This is a genomic window from Cyanobium sp. BA20m-p-22 (assembly GCF_024346275.1).
Classification (GTDB): Bacteria; Cyanobacteriota; Cyanobacteriia; order PCC-6307; family Cyanobiaceae; genus Cyanobium_A.
This window is the reverse complement of sequence record NZ_JAGQCQ010000076.1, coordinates 1-12,364: the sequence shown is the minus strand read 5'-3', so window position 1 is coordinate 12,364 and position 12,364 is coordinate 1. Positions and strand designations below refer to the sequence as shown.

Here is a 12,364-nt window from a genome sequence, read left to right as displayed (position 1 = left end):
CCCACGCCCTGATCCTCAGCGGCCGCTGGTCGAATCGAAGCGATGCCCTGGATGTGGGCCTGCGCAGCTTGCGCTGGTTGATGGCGGAGCAAACCGCCGAAGCAGGCCACTTCAGGCCAATTGGCTCCAATGGTTTTTACCGTCGCGGCCAGCATCGCGCCACTTTTGACCAGCAACCGCTGGAAGCGTGCGCCTCGGTATCGGCCTGTGTGGAGGCCTGGTCAGCTACAGGCGATGGATTTTGGCTCGGCGAGGCCTGGCGAGCCTTTGCCTGGTTCCTCGGGGATAACGACCTGCACCTGCCTCTCTATGACGCCCGCACCGGTGGCTGTTTTGACGGTCTTCAGGACGACAGCGTCAATATGAACCAGGGCGCTGAGTCAACCCTGGCCTTCCTCCTTGCTCTGCAGGAGATGCGACTACTCGAACTCGCTCGCCATTCCATCCCCAAGCTATGAATAGAATCCGCATTGGTGCAATCGGAACAGGGGGCTTTGGCCTATTTGCCCTCCAGCAGTTTCTTCAGGTTGAGGGCGCTGAGCTTGTAGCCATGGCTGGCACCCACCGCGAGGCGGCCCTAGCGGTGGCCCGCCGCTTCGGTCTGTCCGAAAATATGGAGGTGGAGAGCCTGATCCAACTTGATCAGGTTGATCTTGTTTACATCGCCACGCCTCCCTTCCTCCATTACGGCCAGGTGCGAGCCGCCCTTGAGGCTGGTAAGCATGTGATCTGCGAAAAGCCGCTGGCGCTGACCCTGGCCCAGGCCGATGAGTTGCTCCAGTTAGCCCGTGCCCGCGATCTGCTCTGCGTTGCCAATTTGATGCAGCGCTATAATCCGCTGTTTGAAGCGGTTAGCCAACTCATCAACTCAAATGTGATTGGTGAGTGCCTGCATGGCTGGTTTGACAATGCCGCTGGCGATGAGGGGCTTTCAGCCGACCACTGGTTTTGGGATCGGGCCAAAAGCGGCGGCATCTTCATAGAACATGGCGTGCACTTTTTTGACCTATTTGAAGGCTGGCTGGGCAAGGGGCAGGTTGTCTCTTCCCAGCGCAGCCTGCGACCTGGCTCCGGCCTCGAAGAGCAGGTGCAGTGCGTGGTGCGCTATGGAAATGGGGCCCTAATTAATTTCTATCACGGCTTCACCCAGCCGGCCCGGCTGGAGCGTCAGGAATTCAGGCTCCTGTTTGAGCGCGGTGAGTTGACCTTGGAGGAATGGGTTCCCACCCGGCTGCGGCTGCGGGCGGTGGTGGATGAGGAGCAGTCACGCAGATTGATGCAGATTTTCCCTGGGGCCAGGCTCGATGTTCTCGAGGCCTACTCCGGCGTCAAGCGGCTGGCCCGCGGACGCCACAAAGAATTTGACAATTACCAGAAGATCGATCTCCACGACGGCTTGGACGTTGAAAAGATGCGCCGTTACTGCGAGCTGCTACGGGCCCTGTTCGCCGACCAGGTCGCCTGGATTGCAGACCGTTCCCATCAGCGCCTGATCACTGAGGAAAACGGGCGCAACTCCCTGGCCATGGCATGCGCGGCTACCGAGCTGGCTGAGACCGGTAAGTGATCCCCCGCCTGTTCAGCAGCTGCCTGCTGACACCGGCCCAACTCGCTCCATCCCAACCGGATATGGGCGTCGTTGGTGCCTTCAATCCAGGAGCAGTCGCCACCGCCGATGGTGTCGTGCTGCTGATCAGGGTGGCCGAGGCCCCGCGCCAGATCCGGCCGGGACTTGTCGGACTGCCCCGCTGGGACCTGGCGGCCGGGACCATCGTTATCGACTGGCTGCCAGAGCAGGAGCTGGTTGTAATGGATGCCCGGGTGGTGAAGATCAGGAAGACGGGCCTGCTGCGGCTCACCTCCACCTCCCATCTAAGGGTGGTTAGAGGCACCGACCCTCGCCGGCTCGATCCCAGCCACCAGACCATCCTCAGGCCCAGCCTCGGCTGTGAGATATATGGCATCGAAGATCCCCGGATCACCCCAATCGATGGCCGTTTTTACATCACCTATGTGGCCGTATCCCCCCACGGAGCGGCTACAGCTCTGGCCTCCACCCTGGATTTCTGCTCCTTTCAATTCCATGGGCTGATCTTTTGTCCGGAAAATAAGGATGTGGTGCTATTCCCTGAGCGCATCGGTGGCAGCTATTTCGCCCTGCACCGACCCACCACTGCCCATGATTTCTGCCGGCCGGAGATCTGGCTGGCCTCATCCCCCGACCTGCTGCATTGGGGCAAGCACCAGCCCCTGCTGGGGTCAACTGGCAGCTGGGACCGGGGCCGAATCGGCGCCGGCACACCGCCGATCCGCACGGATGGGGGTTGGTTAGTTCTGTACCACGGCAACGATAGGGGGGAAGGGGAAGCTGGCATCGGCTCCTATGGGGCTGGCAAGTTACTGCTCGACCTCGACCAGCCTTGGCAGATACTCAGCTCAGGGGAGCAGATCCTGGCGCCCGAGCTCGCTTACGAATGCGAGGGCTTTGTGCCCAATGTGGTGTTCCCCACCGGCATCATTCAGCAGGAGGGCTCCCTGTTGATCTACGCCGGAGCGGCAGACAGCTCCACCTGCGTGGTGGAACTTGAGCTGGCAGACCTGCTGCTCAGCGGCTCATCGCCAGCATCCGCTCAATCGGTGCCAGGGCCCGGAGCCTCAGCTCCTCATCCATGCTGATTTCGGGCTCCATTCGGTCGAGGCAGTGCCAGAGCTTCTCAAGGGTGTTCAGCCGCATGTAGGGGCAGGCGTTGCAGCTACAGCCGTCGGCGCCGGGCACCTCAAAAAATTCTTTGTTGGGCACCTTTAGCCGCATCTGGTGCAGGATGCCCGGCTCGGTGAGCACGATGAAGCTCTGCGCGGTGCTCGCCTCTGCTCGGCGGAGTAAACCGCTAGTTGAGCCGATGAAGTCGGCCAGATCGAGCAGGTGCTGCTGACATTCGGGGTGGGCCAGCACCTCGGCCCTTGGCTGTTCCAGCTTGAGCTGCAACAGGGCCTGCTCACTGAAGGCCACGTGCACCTGGCAGCTGCCGGGCCAGAGGGTGAGCTCCCTGCCGCTCTGGGCCTGCACCCAGCGACCCAGGTTTTGATCGGGGGCAAACAGGATCGGGCGGTCTTGCGGCAGCTGCCGCACCAGGTCTACGGCGTTGCTGCTGGTGCAGATCAGGTCGCTCTGGGCCTTCACCGCCGCCGAGCAATTGATGTAGCTCACCACGATGTGGTCCGGGTGCTCGGCACGGAAGCTGGCAAACGCATCGGCGGGGCAGGCGTCAGCTAACGAGCAGCCCGCCTCCAGATCCGGCAGCAGCACCCTTTTAGCCGGGTTGAGGATCTTGGCCGTTTCGGCCATGAAATGCACCCCGCAGAACACGATCACATCGGCGGAGGTGGCAGCGGCCTTGCGCGCCAACTCAAGGGAGTCGCCGATGAAGTCGGCGATGTCCTGGATGGCGTCTTCCTGGTAATAGTGGGCCAGGATCACGGCGTTGCGCTGGCGCTTCAGCTCGGTGATCGTCCTCACCAGGTCGGCGCTTGATCTGGTTTGGGAAGCAAATACCAATAGGAGGCCCCCAGCTGATGCAGGATGGCACGAGCCTAGGCAGCGGAGATGGCGGTAACCGGCGGGGTGAAAACGCTCCGCATCGCCATTGCCGGTGACCTGCATGGGGCCTGGGACCACAGCGACCATGCCTTGCTGGAGCTGCTGAAGCCCGATGCCCTGCTCGTGGTGGGTGACCTCAGCGACGGCCAGCAGCGCATCCCAGCCCTCTTGCGCCAGTTGCCCCTGCCCGTGGCCTGCGTTTTGGGTAACCACGACGCCGGCAAAGACGACTCCGGCCGCACCCTTCAACGTCAGATTGACCTGCTGGGGGAATTGCACTGCGGTTGGGCCCTGCGTCGCCTCGACCAACCCGAACTTGCCGTGGTGGGTGGCCGGCCCGGCACCGCCGGTGGTGGTTTCCACCTGTCCCGGGCGGCCCAGGCAGCCTTCGGACCGGTGAGCCTGCAGGAGTCGGCTGATCGGATCACTGTCGCCGCCGCTGCCGCTCCAGCCCACTGGCCCCTGGTGCTGGTGGCCCACAGTGGTCCCTCCGGGCTCGGCAGCGACTCCGGCTCCCCCTGCGGCCGCGACTGGAAGCCCCCCGCCTGTGACTGGGGTGACCTCGACCTGGCCCTGGCAATCCAGCAGATCCGCCGCCAGCGCCCTGTGCCCCTGGTGGTGTTTGGCCACATGCACCACGCCCTGCGCCGCGGCCAGGGGGAGCGCCAGAGCTTTTGCCGTGATCGGGCGGGAACCGCCTACCTCAATACCGCCTGCGTGCCCCGCCATGGCACCGATGGGGCGGGCCAGGCCCTGCGTCACTTCAGCTGGGTGGAGCTGGCGGGTATGGAACTGGTCAGTGCCAGCCATCGCTGGTATGGACTCGGAGCCGAACTCCTCTATGAAGAGCGGCTCTGGGCTGCCCCAAGCCCCGCTACCCACCTGGCACCTTGCTGATCTACGCCTGCGTCAGTGCCCATGGCTTCGGCCATGGCTCCCGAACCGCCGCCGTGCTCACGGCCCTCCATCAGCGCAATCCCACGTGGCGTCTGGTGCTCTCCACCACCCTGCCAGAAGCCTTCCTGCGCCTTGCCCTGGGGCCAATCCCTTTTGAGTACCGCCCCTGCCGCTGGGATGTGGGGGTCCTGCAGGCAGATGCCCTAGGCGCTGATGCCGATGCCACTCTTCAGGCCCTGGAGGCGCTGGAGGCGTGCCTCCCTGCCCTGTGGGCCGGGGAGCAGGCCTGGCTGGCTGAGCAGGGGTGCCCGCTGCTGGTGCTGGCCGATGTGCCGCCAGCAGCCGCTGAACTGGCCAGGCGGCTTAGTTGTCCCTTGGTGTGGCTGGCCAACTTTGGCTGGGATGCGATCTACGCAGCGATGGGACCGGAATTTCGCCCCTGGGCCCGCCAGTGCCACGACGCCTACCGCCAGGGCGATTTCCTGCTGCACTGTCCTTTGGCCATGCCGATGGACTGGGGTCTGCCCGAGCTGCGGCTGGGCCTGACCGCAGGCAGCCCTCGCCTCGATGCCACCAAGCTTGCCGACCAGCTCAAGTTGCCGGCCGACCGGGAACGCTGCGTGCTGGTTGGCTTTGGTGGGTTGGGCCTCAGGCTGGATCCTGGGATTTTGGCGCGCTGGCCGGATCACGTATTCATCTGCGCCGATCCCCAGCTGGCCGTTGCTGCAAATGCCCGGCTCCTGCCTGTGGGGGTGCGCCCCTTGGAGGTGCTCCCACTGTGCGGGCGCATGGTCACCAAGCCTGGCTACAGCTCCTTTTGTGAGGCCCTGACCATGGGGGTCGGAATCCACCTGGTGCATCGCGATGGCTTTGCCGAGGCTCCGGTGCTGGAAGCGGCCCTTGTGCGTCACGGCTGGCATTACCTGCTCAGCAGGGCCCAGGCCCTGGCGGGGGATTGGCGCCTGGACCAACCCCTCACCCCTCCCAGTCATCCGCCACTGCCAGTTGATGGCTGCATGGACGCCGCAGAAGCAATTGAATATGTGGCCGCAAATCGGGTGGTCCACACTGATCTGAACCGTTAAGCGTGATTGTTCATACCGATGGACACTTCTGAGATTGGCACTAACACCATCGTGTATTGGGGGATTTGTAGCCAAATTGGGCCGAACAAATATTTTCTTCGCTTTTTCAGATTCGGCCGCCTGCAGGCGGTTTTGCCGTTTGATTCGCTCCGGTATGACCTTGCCCAGCATCAACTCCCGATTCTTTTCCCTGCTCGCCATCACCAGCTTTGTAGCTGGCGCCCCCCTACTGAATGCCCCATCGGCCCGGGCCCAGCAGGTTGAAGCTCACTCTTCAGAAGCTCAGCCTCTTGAGGCTCCCCGGCCCTTTGCGGCAACTGTTTCAACATCCATTTCCCCATCTATACCCCTGCCGCCCCCTTCGCCGCGCATCTTTGCGATCACGCCTGAGCGCCGTGCCCTGCTCAACACGATCCGTTTTGCCGAGGGCACCTGGGCTGGTGGGGAAGACGTCGGTTACCGCATCATGTTTGGCGGTGGCCTGATGCCATCGCTGGACCGTCACCCCGACCGGGTTGTGCGCACCGCCCGCTACGCAAGCGCCGCAGCAGGGGCCTACCAGTTCATGCCATTTACTTGGGATCTGGTCACCCGCTCCCTTGGGGTTGCCCAATTTGGCCCCCATGTACAAGACCAGGGAGCCCTCTTCCTGATCCAGCGTCGTGGTGCACTGGCCCTGGCCGATCAGGGATTATTCACGCCCCTGCTGGCGGCCAAATTGGCCCCGGAATGGGCCAGTTTTCCCACCTTGGCCGGCCGCAGCTACTACGGCCAGCCGGTGAAGCGCTACCACGACCTCAGGCGCTTCTATGAGGACAACCTGTCGAGGCTCCGCGGCCAACTCAGTGCCGACCAAGCGGCCGCCAACCTGGCCTCAGCCAAACCTGCCTGTATGCCGGCCGATTCCCTGCGTTGCAAGCTGGAAGCCCTCAAGGGCCTGGGCCCCCGGGCGAGCGGGAACTCAATCTGAATCCTGGGCGCGGGGTTTGCCGACCGTTGCCCCCGCTATCAGGTAAGCGCCTAGGGCTGCACCCAGAAAGGCCAGGCTGTTGCGGGCAACCGGCAGCAGGTCGCTGGTGCGGGTAACAATCGGCCCCAGGCCGAGGGCGCCGAACAGGATCAGCCAGAGGGGGGAGAGCAGCAACACCCAGGCCCACTCCACCTTGCGCCCCTCCTTGCGGGGGTAGGCGGCGAAGCCGGCTACCAGGCCGCCCAGAACGGAGGTGGAAAGGGTGAGCAGCCATTGCTCCTGGGGCAGGCCTGGCACCACCTGACAACCACCCCGCTCCAAGCAAATTTCCACCGCTGCAAGGGCATCGACAATGGCGGCGTCCTGGCCGTTGTCGCGTACGTAGTACTGGTTGCCGAAGCGGGTCTGCAGCTCCACCCAGTAGGTGCGGGGCATCAGGGCAAACAGGGCATCGCCGACGTTGAAATTGAGCAGATTGCCGCCGCGCTCATCGGCCACCAGCAGGAGGCTGCGTTCGTCCAGGTTCCAGAAGTCCTTCACCGCCTGGCCGGGGGTGCGGTCGTACTGGGTGAGCACCCGCAGTTTCCAGCCGGTATCGGCCTCGAAGCGGGTGAGATTTTCTTCCAGGCTTGTGCGCTGAGCATCGGTGAGGGCCTTGGCCAGGTCGATCACCGGCGTGGGGTGGTCGGGCAGCAGGTCGGGGTTGTCGTAGGCATGGGCCGGAGCGATGCCCACGCCCAGCCAACAGGTCAACACCAGCAACAAGGTCGCCAAGACCGTTGTCATGGCAGTCAGAACGCGACCCATCCACCGGCCTCAGGGAAGATGCATTCTCCCTGAACAACCGTCTAAGCGTGACCCTGCCCCCTAGCCGTGCTTTGCCCGCCTGGCTTCTAGGGCGCCTGCAGGCAGCCGGCGGGGCGGTTCCCTTTCGCACCTATATGGAGTGGGTCTTGCACGATCCAGCGCACGGCGCCTACGGCTCAGGCCGGCTGGGTATCGGCCCGGCAGGTGATTTCGCCACCGCTCCCTCCCTCGGCCCCGATTTCGCCGCCCTGCTGGCACCCCAGCTGGCCGAGTGGCTCACTGCCCTGGCGGCCAGCCCCGGCCCCCTAGCCCTGGTTGAGGCAGGGCCAGGCGAGGGCAGCTTGGCCCTGCAGCTGGCCGAGGCCCTGGTGGCGGGTTGGCCCCAGCTGGCCCAGCGCCTGGAGCTGGTGCTGGTGGAGCCCAACGAGGGCATGGCGGCCCGTCAGCGAGCCCTGCTGCAGGACTGCCCCTTGCCCTGTCGCTGGGCCAGCTTCGCGGTGCTGGCGGCCTCACCGCTGCGCGGTGTGGTGCTCGCCCATGAGGTACTCGATGCCCTGGCGGTGGAGCGGATCGAGTGGGACGGGGCGCTCTGGCGCCAGCAGCTGGTGGCGCTGCACGAGGGCCCTGGGGCGGAGCTCTCGCTGCGGCTGGAGCCCGGCGCGCCCCTGGAGCCCGCGGCGGCCGCCCAACTCGAGCCCCTCGGACTCCTGCCCCCCTCGCCCCAGCGCCCTTCCGGCTGGTGCAGCGAGCTGCATCCGGGCCTGGCCCCCTGGCTTGGCGAGTGCGCCGCGGCCGTGGCCGAGGGCCAGCTGCTGGTGATCGACTACGCCTTGGAGGCCTGGCGCTACTACGCCCCCCAGCGCTCCGGCGGCACATTGATGGCCTACCGGGGCCAGCAGGCCAGCGGCGATCCGCTGCTAGAGCCAGGCGCCTGGGATCTCACCGCCCACCTATGTATGGAGAGCGTCGATGCCGCTGCCGACTCCAGCGGCTGGCAGCCCCTGGGCCAGTGCCGCCAGGGCCAGGCCCTGCTAGCCCTTGGCTTGGCCGAGCGGCTGCACGGCCTGCAGCAACAGCCCCCAGCTGAGCTCGCCACCGTGTTGGCCCGGCGTGAGGCCCTGCTGCGCTTAGTTGATCCCGGGGCCCTGGGGGATTTTCGCTGGCTGGCCTACGGGCGGGGGGGAAACCCGGCAGTCCCCAGGTTTCTCAGGGAACCAGCTGGCGGGCCAACCAGCCGGCCAGCGGCTGGGGCTCCTGGTTCGCGCTGCTGGTGATCTCGATAATCTTGCCAATCGCCGCCGGCGTCTCGAGTGCATCCAGGCAGGCCCGCGCCACCAGCAGGCGGGGCAGGCTGCTGCTCTCCTGCTGGTCGGCCCCGGAATACACCACCCCCTCCGATGCGGCGCGGCTGTCGTCCTCACTGAGGCCGCCGGGGCGGATCACCGTCCAGTCGAGCCCGCTCTGCTCCAGCCAGTGTTCGCCCAGCCGCTTCCAAACCAGAATCAAGCCGAACAGGTTGAGCGGATGCAACCAACGACCAGCGCAGAGGGAGCTCACCAGCACCACCCGCTTCAAGCCCACCGCCTGACAGGCCTGGATCTGGTCGCGCACGCCAATCGCATCCACCTGCAGGGGGCCAGCCAGGTTCACCGATGGCCGCGCGCCGGTGGCGATCACCAGGGAATCGCAGCCCCTCAGGGCGCTTTGCAAAGCTTCGGTGGCACTGAGATCGAGGCGTCGCACTTCGAGCCGCCCCTGTTGCTCCGCTTCGGCCAGGGCCGCTGGCAGCACCGAGCCAGGTCGCAGGATCGCCCGCACCGCCAGACCGCGATGCAGGGCTTGATCCACCACCCGCCAACCGGTTTTGCCGGAGGCACCTGTCACTGCCACCAGGGTCATCGCCACTCCTTCAACGTCCGACCATGCTGGTACCCAGCCGCTAGAACCGCGGCCCGGGTTTGGCTGACGGTGGCAGCTGGGACATGACGATCATTCAGGCCAGAAATCTCAGCAAGAGCTACCGAATCAGCGAGAAGCAGCCTGGTTTGGCGGGCAGTCTGCGCCACCTGCTGCGGCGGGTGCACAGGGATGTGGTGGCCGTCGACCAGATCAGTTTCAGCATCGAGCCCGGCGAATTTGTGGGCTTCCTCGGCCCCAATGGGGCCGGCAAGACCACCACCTTGAAGATGCTCACCGGCCTGATCCACCCCAGTGGCGGCGAGCTCGAGGTGGCGGGTCACCAGCCCTGGCGGCGTCAGGCCCGCTTCCTGCGTCAGATCACCCTGGTGATGGGCAACCGCCAGCAGCTGATCTGGGATCTGCCAGCCCTGGATTCCCTGCAGGTGAATGCGGCGGTGTACGGGCTGGAGCCCGTCGCAGCGGCTAGGCGCATCCGGGAGCTCGCCGAGATGCTGGAGCTGGGGCCAGAGCTGCAACGGCCGGTGCGCAAGCTCTCCCTCGGCCAGCGCATGAAGGCCGAGTTGCTGGCGGCCCTGCTGCACAGCCCCTCCGTGCTGTTCCTCGATGAACCCACCCTGGGGCTGGATGTGAATGCCCGTGTCCGGGTAAGGGATTTTCTTGCCGACTACAACCGCCAGACCGGCGCGACCGTCCTGCTCACCAGCCATGACATGGGCGACATCACTGCCCTCTGTCCGCGGGTGTTGCTGATCCACGAGGGCCAGCTTTTTCACGACGGTTCCTTGGCCCTGCTGACCCAGCGGCTTGCCCCCTGCCGACAGGTGCGCTTGGAGCTCGCCGATCTCCTCCCGAGCGAGGCGTTTGCCGGCTTTGGCCAGATCGAGGAGCACCACGGCCATCTGCTGCGGCTGCTGGTGCCGCGCGACCAGCTCACCGAGCGGGTTGCGGCCCTGCTCGAGCGCTTTTCGGTGTTGGATCTGGAGGTGGGGGATCCACCAATCGAGGATTTGATCGGCGTCCTGTTTCGCAGCAGAGAAGCAGCGGCCAGGGGAGATTCGCCGTGAGGATCCGCCACGGCTGGCGTGTGGCGCGGGCGTTGCTGGTCAGCCAGTACGCCCTGATGCTCGAGTACCGGGCCGAGATCGTGCTGTGGGCCCTCTCCGGTGTGCTGCCACTGATCATGCTCGGCGTGTGGAGTGGCTCCGGGGCCGGCGCTGGAGCAGGGCTATCACCGCAGCAAATCAGCCGCTACTTCCTCTCGGCCTTTTTGGTGCGCCAGTTCACCGTGGTGTGGCTGATCCACGTGTTTGAGGAGGATGCGCTGCAGGGGCGGCTCTCTCCCTTTTTGTTGCAGCCGCTGGCCCCCCTCTGGCGCTATCTGGCGGCCCACTTCAGTGAACAGGCCTCCCGGGTGCCAATAGTGGCGGTCATGCTTTTGGCCCTGGGCCTGGTGGCGCCGGGGCTGCTCTGGCTGCCATCGGCGCGCTCCTTACTACTTGGCCTAGTGGCGATCCAGGCAGCCTTCCTGCTCCGTTTCCTGCTCCAGGTGGTGGTCACAACTCTCTGTTTCTGGAGTGAGCGAGCGGCGGCGCTGGATCGGCTGCTGCTGATTCCCTATCTGTTCCTATCTGGCCTGGTGGCGCCGCTTGAGACCTTTCCCCCGGCTGTTCGCCGCCTGGCGATGGCTACCCCTTTTCCCTGGATGGTGGATTTTCCGGCCCGCCTGCTGGCCGGCGAGGAGGTGAATGCAGCCCTGGGCTTCGCAGCCATCGCGGCCTGGTGCCTGCTGTTGCTGCCGATTGGCCGCTGGCTGTGGCTAGCCGGCCTGCGCCGCTATTCGGCGATGGGGGCCTGAGCCATGGCCAGCTGGCGCCACTACGGACGAAGCTTGCGCAGCTTTTGGAGCACGTCCCTGGCCGCCGAGCTGGAGTATCCCCTCAACGCCGTCATTGAGCTGGTGTCGGTGTTCGGCAACCTCGCCGGCAGCCTGTTTGTGCTGCATCTGCTCTTTGCAGGGGGCTCCAGCCTGGGGGGCTGGAGCTGGAATGGGGCCCTGGTGGTGCTGGGGCTCTACACCCTGCTGGATGGGATCACCACCTGCTTGCTGCAGCCCAACCTGAGCCGGATCGTCAACCACGTGCAGACCGGGACCCTCGACTACGTGTTGCTCAAGCCGATCGACAGCCAGTTCTGGCTTTCAACCCGCACCGTTTCACCCTGGGGGCTGCCGGCGATTGGGGCCGCTCTGGGCCTGATTGCCTGGGCTTTGAGCCGGGCCGGAGTGCCCTCCCCAGCCCTGCTATTGCTAGCCCTGGCCCTGCTGCTGGCCTCCCTGGTGATCCTCTACAGCCTTTGGTTCGTGCTGGCGGCCCTGAGCATCTGGTTCGTCAAGGTCTGGAATGCCACAGAGGTGCTGCGCCAGACCCTGGTCGCCGGTCGCTATCCGGTAAGTGCCTATCCGCCGGCGCTGCGGTTGGTGTTTACCTTCGTTTTGCCAGTTGCCTTCCTCACCACGGTGCCCGCCGAAGCGCTGCTCGGCAGGGGATCATTGGCCTGGGCAGGCGGCTCACTGCTGGCTGCCATTCTCTGTTTTGGCGGCAGCCGGTTGCTCTGGCTCCATGCCCAGCGCTTCTACACCTCAGCCTCGAGTTAGGTCCCATGGTTGCTTCCATTCCCCCCATTGCAGGCCTGAACCCTGGACCCAACAGCGAGCTAGACGCTGAGGCCCAGCATCGCTGGCAAGAGCACTGGCAGCAGCGCTGGTATCCGGTGGCCTACCTGCAAGATCTAGACCCGCTGCGACCCACCCCTTTCACCCTGCTTGGCCAGGATCTCGTTCTGTGGTGGGAAGCCGAGGCGGGCCAGTGGCGCGCCTTCGCCGACATCTGCCCCCACCGCCAGGTGCCCCTCAGCGAGGGCCGCATCAACGAACGGGGTGAGCTGGAGTGCCCCTACCACGGTTGGAGTTTTAACGGCGAGGGCCATTGCACCACCATTCCCCAGGCGGAACCGGAGGCCGCCGCCAGCGCCTGCCGCAATCCCCGCAGTGCCTGCCGCTCCCATGCCACTGCCACGGCCCAGGGCCTG

General features: G+C 65.3%; 14 protein-coding genes. 11 read left to right on the top strand and 3 right to left on the bottom strand.

Annotation, left to right across the window (positions count from 1 at the left end; genetic code table 11):
* The 3 genes from KBZ15_RS08530 to KBZ15_RS08520 form a co-directional block, all read left to right on the top strand.
* Positions 1 to 458: hypothetical protein (locus tag KBZ15_RS08530; RefSeq protein ID WP_255014767.1), on the top strand; the 458-nt coding region annotated here is incomplete at its 5' end.
* Entirely contained in the window at positions 455 to 1,567 is a 1,113-nt protein-coding gene (locus KBZ15_RS08525) for a Gfo/Idh/MocA family protein (RefSeq protein ID WP_255014766.1), read from the top strand. The genes KBZ15_RS08530 and KBZ15_RS08525, both read left to right, overlap by 4 nt.
* Complete coding sequence (locus tag KBZ15_RS08520) at positions 1,564 to 2,676, top strand: glycoside hydrolase family 130 protein (protein ID WP_255014765.1); 1,113 nt, start codon at positions 1,564 to 1,566, stop codon at positions 2,674 to 2,676. Before KBZ15_RS08525 ends, KBZ15_RS08520 begins: the two co-directional genes overlap by 4 nt.
* Here KBZ15_RS08520 and nadA read toward each other — a convergent pair.
* Positions 2,606 to 3,556 carry a quinolinate synthase NadA gene (gene nadA, locus KBZ15_RS08515; protein WP_396123422.1) on the bottom strand — a complete coding sequence of 317 codons (951 nt, stop codon included), beginning with the start codon at positions 3,554 to 3,556 and terminating at the stop codon, positions 2,606 to 2,608. The two genes, KBZ15_RS08520 and nadA, sit on opposite strands and share 71 nt — an antisense overlap.
* Before the next feature lie 48 nt (positions 3,557 to 3,604).
* Between nadA and KBZ15_RS08510 the strand changes: the two genes are divergently transcribed.
* From KBZ15_RS08510 to KBZ15_RS08500, 3 genes are all read left to right on the top strand, one after another.
* Positions 3,605 to 4,495 carry a TIGR04168 family protein gene (locus KBZ15_RS08510; RefSeq protein WP_254931250.1) on the top strand — a complete coding sequence of 297 codons (891 nt, stop codon included), beginning with the start codon at positions 3,605 to 3,607 and terminating at the stop codon, positions 4,493 to 4,495.
* Entirely contained in the window at positions 4,489 to 5,580 is a 1,092-nt protein-coding gene (locus tag KBZ15_RS08505) for a hypothetical protein (RefSeq protein WP_255014763.1), read from the top strand. Before KBZ15_RS08510 ends, KBZ15_RS08505 begins: the two co-directional genes overlap by 7 nt.
* Before the next feature lie 154 nt (positions 5,581 to 5,734).
* Positions 5,735 to 6,550 (top strand): glycoside hydrolase family 104 protein, encoded by an 816-nt coding sequence (locus KBZ15_RS08500; RefSeq protein WP_255014762.1) that lies wholly within the window; start codon positions 5,735 to 5,737, stop codon positions 6,548 to 6,550.
* Here KBZ15_RS08500 and KBZ15_RS08495 read toward each other — a convergent pair.
* Positions 6,542 to 7,336, bottom strand: coding sequence for a TPM domain-containing protein (locus tag KBZ15_RS08495; protein ID WP_255014761.1), 795 nt, complete (start codon positions 7,334 to 7,336; stop codon positions 6,542 to 6,544). The genes KBZ15_RS08500 and KBZ15_RS08495 overlap by 9 nt on opposite strands.
* 68 nt (positions 7,337 to 7,404) lie before the next feature.
* Here KBZ15_RS08495 and KBZ15_RS08490 point away from each other — a divergent pair, with 68 nt between their 5' ends.
* Positions 7,405 to 8,631 carry an SAM-dependent methyltransferase gene (locus KBZ15_RS08490; RefSeq protein ID WP_255014760.1) on the top strand — a complete coding sequence of 409 codons (1,227 nt, stop codon included), beginning with the start codon at positions 7,405 to 7,407 and terminating at the stop codon, positions 8,629 to 8,631.
* Here KBZ15_RS08490 and KBZ15_RS08485 read toward each other — a convergent pair.
* The gene (locus KBZ15_RS08485) at positions 8,564 to 9,256 is read right to left on the bottom strand and encodes an SDR family oxidoreductase (protein WP_255014759.1); all 693 of its coding nucleotides are present in this window, start codon (positions 9,254 to 9,256) and stop codon (positions 8,564 to 8,566) included. The genes KBZ15_RS08490 and KBZ15_RS08485 overlap by 68 nt on opposite strands.
* An 83-nt stretch (positions 9,257 to 9,339) precedes the next feature.
* Here KBZ15_RS08485 and KBZ15_RS08480 point away from each other — a divergent pair, with 83 nt between their 5' ends.
* The 4 genes from KBZ15_RS08480 to KBZ15_RS08465 form a co-directional block, all read left to right on the top strand.
* Entirely contained in the window at positions 9,340 to 10,341 is a 1,002-nt protein-coding gene (locus KBZ15_RS08480; RefSeq protein ID WP_255014758.1) for an ATP-binding cassette domain-containing protein, read from the top strand.
* A 56-nt stretch (positions 10,342 to 10,397) separates the two neighbouring features.
* A complete protein-coding gene (locus tag KBZ15_RS08475) occupies positions 10,398 to 11,132 on the top strand; it encodes an ABC-2 family transporter protein (protein WP_255014768.1) in 735 nt (244 codons plus the stop codon).
* A gap of 3 nt (positions 11,133 to 11,135) precedes the next feature.
* The gene (locus KBZ15_RS08470) at positions 11,136 to 11,930 is read left to right on the top strand and encodes an ABC transporter permease (RefSeq protein WP_255014757.1); all 795 of its coding nucleotides are present in this window, start codon (positions 11,136 to 11,138) and stop codon (positions 11,928 to 11,930) included.
* 5 nt (positions 11,931 to 11,935) lie between these two features.
* On the top strand, positions 11,936 to 12,364 hold a 429-nt coding region (locus KBZ15_RS08465; RefSeq protein WP_255014756.1), incomplete at its 3' end, for a Rieske 2Fe-2S domain-containing protein.

Bases quoted from the DNA above. Each gene is read 5' to 3' on its own strand.
- KBZ15_RS08470 (WP_255014757.1), top strand. From the start codon at position 11,136: ATGGCCAGCTGGCGCCACTACGGACGAAGCTTGCGCAGCTTTTGGAGC.
- KBZ15_RS08500 (WP_255014762.1), top strand. From the start codon at position 5,735: ATGACCTTGCCCAGCATCAACTCCCGATTCTTTTCCCTGCTCGCCATC.
- KBZ15_RS08480 (WP_255014758.1), top strand. From the start codon at position 9,340: ATGACGATCATTCAGGCCAGAAATCTCAGCAAGAGCTACCGAATCAGC.
- KBZ15_RS08510 (WP_254931250.1), top strand. From the start codon at position 3,605: ATGGCGGTAACCGGCGGGGTGAAAACGCTCCGCATCGCCATTGCCGGT.
- KBZ15_RS08485 (WP_255014759.1), bottom strand. From the start codon at position 9,256: ATGACCCTGGTGGCAGTGACAGGTGCCTCCGGCAAAACCGGTTGGCGG.
- KBZ15_RS08475 (WP_255014768.1), top strand. From the start codon at position 10,398: ATGCTCGAGTACCGGGCCGAGATCGTGCTGTGGGCCCTCTCCGGTGTG.
- KBZ15_RS08495 (WP_255014761.1), bottom strand. From the start codon at position 7,336: ATGACAACGGTCTTGGCGACCTTGTTGCTGGTGTTGACCTGTTGGCTG.
- KBZ15_RS08525 (WP_255014766.1), top strand. From the start codon at position 455: ATGAATAGAATCCGCATTGGTGCAATCGGAACAGGGGGCTTTGGCCTA.